The organism is uncultured Methylobacterium sp., from assembly GCF_964244095.1.
Classification (GTDB): Bacteria; Pseudomonadota; Alphaproteobacteria; order Rhizobiales; family Beijerinckiaceae; genus Methylobacterium.
Genome location: NZ_CAXTHR010000277.1, coordinates 1 through 2,437, shown reverse-complemented (window position 1 = coordinate 2,437; position 2,437 = coordinate 1). Strand labels below are relative to the sequence as shown.

Annotated in this window: 3 protein-coding genes and 1 pseudogene; all 4 read left to right on the top strand. The window is 68.7% G+C overall.

What is annotated here, in order from left to right:
* A partial coding sequence (locus tag ACFE86_RS22495) for a glutamate synthase-related protein (RefSeq protein ID WP_375457524.1) occupies window positions 1–1,617 on the top strand: 1,617 nt, incomplete at its 5' end.
* A 99-nt stretch (window positions 1,618–1,716) separates the two neighbouring features.
* A complete protein-coding gene (locus ACFE86_RS22490; RefSeq protein WP_375457525.1) occupies window positions 1,717–1,938 on the top strand; it encodes a BrnT family toxin in 222 nt (73 codons plus the stop codon).
* Entirely contained in the window at window positions 1,883–2,173 is a 291-nt protein-coding gene (locus ACFE86_RS22485) for a BrnA antitoxin family protein (RefSeq protein ID WP_375457523.1), read from the top strand. Before ACFE86_RS22490 ends, ACFE86_RS22485 begins: the two co-directional genes overlap by 56 nt.
* Window positions 2,174–2,270: 97 nt before the next feature.
* Window positions 2,271–2,437 (top strand): annotated as a pseudogene (gene gltD, locus ACFE86_RS22480) (glutamate synthase); the annotation flags it as partial.

Genomic DNA, 2,437 nt, shown 5'->3' with positions numbered 1-2,437 from the left:
CACCACGACATCTACTCGATCGAGGACCTGGCGCAGCTCATCTTCGACCTGAAGAACGTCAACCCGGCCGCCGACGTGTCGGTGAAGCTGGTCTCGGAAGTCGGCGTCGGCACCGTGGCGGCGGGCGTCGCCAAGGCGCGCGCCGACCACATCACCATCTCCGGCTTCGACGGCGGCACCGGCGCGGCGCCGCTGACCTCCTTGAAGCACGCCGGCGGCCCCTGGGAGACGGGGCTGGCCGAGACCCAGCAGACGCTCGTGCTGAACAACCTGCGCGGCCGCGTCGCGCTCCAGGCCGACGGCGGCATCCGCACCGGCCGCGACGTGCTGATCGCGGCGCTGCTCGGCGCCGACCAGTTCGGCTTCTCCACCGCGCCCCTGATCGCGGCCGGCTGCATCATGATGCGCAAGTGCCACCTCAACACCTGTCCCGTGGGCGTCGCGACGCAGGACCCGGTGCTGCGCAAGCGCTTCAAGGGCACGCCCGAGCACGTGGTGAACTACTTCTTCTACGTGGCCGAGGAGCTGCGCGCGCTCATCGCGGCGATGGGCTTCACCAAGCTCGAAGACCTCGTCGGCCGCTCCGACCTCCTCGACAAGGTCGAGGCGATCCAGCACTGGAAGGCGCGCGGCCTCGATTTCGCGAAGCTGTTCCACCGCGTCGACGTCGGGCCGGAGGTGGCGATCCGCCACGTCGAGACGCAGCATCATCCGATCGATGCCGTGCTCGACCGGCGCCTGATCGCGGAGGCCCTGAACGCCATCGGCACCGGCGAGCCGGTGGTGCTGCACGGGACCGTCCGGAACGCGGATCGGACCACGGGCGCGATGCTGTCGGGCGCGGTGGCCAAGGCACACGGCCACGAGGGCCTGCCCGACGACACCATCGTGGTGAAGCTCACCGGCACCGCCGGCCAGAGCTTCGGCGCGTGGCTCGCGGCCGGCGTCACCATCGAGCTCACCGGCCACGGCAACGACTACGTCGGCAAGGGCCTGTCCGGCGGCAAGCTGATCATCCGCCCGAGCGACGCGCTGCGGGCGCCGCCCGACCGGACGATCATGGTCGGCAACACGGTGCTCTACGGGGCGATCGCCGGGGAATGCTACATCCGCGGGTCGGCCGGCGAGCGCTTCGCCGTGCGCAATTCCGGCGCGATCGCGGTGGTCGAGGGCATGGGCGACCACGGCTGCGAGTACATGACCGGCGGCGTCGTGGTCTCGATCGGCGAGACCGGGCGCAACTTCGCCGCCGGGATGTCCGGCGGCATCGCCTACGTGCTCGACGCCGACGGCTCGTTCTCGGCGCGCTGCAACCTGTCGATGGTCGACCTCGAACCGGTGGAGGAGGAGGACGACCTGATGCGCCGCTTCCACCAGGACGGCGACCTCGAGACCAAGGGCCGCGTCGACATCCTCGCCGACATGTCGGGCCACGACGAGGAGCGCCTGTCGCAGCTCATCACCAACCACCTCAAGTACACGGGCTCCCCGCGGGCCAAGGCGATCCTCGACGATTGGGCGGGCTACCGCACCAAGTTCGTCAAAGTGATGCCGGTGGAGTACCGTAGGGCCTTACGCGAGATGGAGATGGCGCGGATGCCGGTGGCGGCGGAGTAGGTCGTATCTCGGCCCCGTTGATTCAGCGTCGGGATGCGCATCGTCTAAGACGAACGGAAACGCGCTCGCACGCTACGCGAGCGCGGTCTCGATTTCGGACTGTGCGGAGAAATCTTCGATGGCACGGAGACGACGCGCGAAGACAAGAGGTTCGCTTACGGCGAGGCGCGTTGGGTTACCGCAAGCGGCCTCGATGGGCGTATGGTGATCGTCGTCTGGACCGAACGGGATGGCGAGTGCCGGATCATCAGCTTGAGGAAGGCCAATGAGCGAGAGCAAGCGCAATTCGGCGGCCGAATCCGATCGGCCGATGTCTCCTGACGAGATCGGATGGGACCCCGACGACGCACCGGAGCTCGACGCGGCTTGGTTCGAGCAGGCCGACCTTCGGGTTGGTGGACATCTGATCGAGCGGGGCCACCGCCCCGGCGAGACCGAACGCCTGGTCCTGCCGACCGACCTCGTGGAGCGGTTCCGGGCCGGCGGGCCGGACTGGCAGATCCGGATCGAAGCGGCGGTCCGGGAGTGGCTGAGCGAACATCCCGACCGGCTCTGAGCCGATCGGACGAGAAGACGGGCCGCCGGACCGATGCGTCGGCACCCGCGCAACGGGTCGGACGCAGCCGCAAGAGCCGCTGCAAGAGACGGGTACGATGGGCAAGATCACAGGCTTCCTCGAATTCGACCGGCAGGACCAGAAGTACCAGCTCGCGGCCGACCGCGTGCGGCACTTCCGCGAGTTCACCCTGCCGCTCGACGAGCACGACCTGAAGAAGCAGGCGGCGCGCTGCATGGATTGCGGCATCCCGTTCTGCCACGG

Coding starts and splice junctions, on each gene's coding strand:
- ACFE86_RS22485 (WP_375457523.1), top strand. CDS start 1,883: ATGAGCGAGAGCAAGCGCAATTCGGCGGCCGAATCCGATCGGCCGATG.